This window comes from Psychrobacter sp. 1U2 (assembly GCF_051847575.1).
In genome coordinates this window covers 1-771 of sequence record NZ_JBPYDC010000925.1, presented here as the reverse complement: position 1 = coordinate 771, position 771 = coordinate 1, and the positions used below count along the sequence as shown (strand labels likewise).

At 41.6% G+C, this 771-nt stretch carries 1 protein-coding gene and 1 pseudogene; both read right to left on the bottom strand.

Annotated features, from left to right (window positions below; all coding sequences use genetic code 11):
- Nucleotides 1–394, bottom strand: a 394-nt coding sequence (locus tag ACS8FD_RS19595) for an ATP-binding cassette domain-containing protein (protein WP_439277093.1), incomplete at its 3' end; no start/stop codon positions are given.
- Between the two features lie 203 nt (nucleotides 395–597).
- Nucleotides 598–771: pseudogene (locus ACS8FD_RS19590) on the bottom strand (phosphate ABC transporter permease PstA); the annotation flags it as partial.

The window sequence follows — 771 nt, the reverse complement described above, 5'->3', positions numbered from 1 at the left end:
CTTTACCTAAGATGTTTTTGCCATCAAGATTGATATTGCCTTCTGCACGCATGCCGGGATATAAGTCATACATACGATTAAAAGTACGTAGCAGAGTCGATTTTCCGCAACCTGACGGGCCGATAAAGGCAGTGACCTTTTTATCAGGAATGTCGATATTGATGTTTTTTAGTGCCTGAAAATCACCATAATAAAAGCTTAAATCACGAATCTGCATTTTTGCTGCAGGCATGTTTTTGGGAATATCATGCAGTGTTTGCTTAGTTAGGTTTGCCGCATCTGGCTGCTGCATTTGCGCTGCCGTCGACATTGGCCTATTTAGTAGATTGCCTGTCGGCGTCTTGAAGTTATTCGTATTAGTTGTTGTACGGACTTTGCTTATGACGTCATTCATAATGTTATCCAACCTAGCTTAATGAATATAAATTTAAGTAAATGGTGTAGTTGATCTACTTTAAAAACGACCCAGTGTTGTTGGAATATATTTCGCGCGGCCTCTGTCGGCGTAGGCACAGCACGCAAGTGAAATTTATTCCAGCAACACATGTCAAAAACGCATCATTTTTATTTAGTAACTGCTTTTATTTGGTTTGTCTGCTATTTGCTGGAGCTGCGACCACCGATGAATCTTGCCAAGACATTTAGGACCAATACCGAAGCGGTAATGAGCAGTGCAGCGGCCCATGCAAGTGCATGCCAATTGTCATAAGGGCTCATCGCAAACTGATAAATGGTATTAGGCAAGTTAGCAATTGGCTGACTCATATCGGT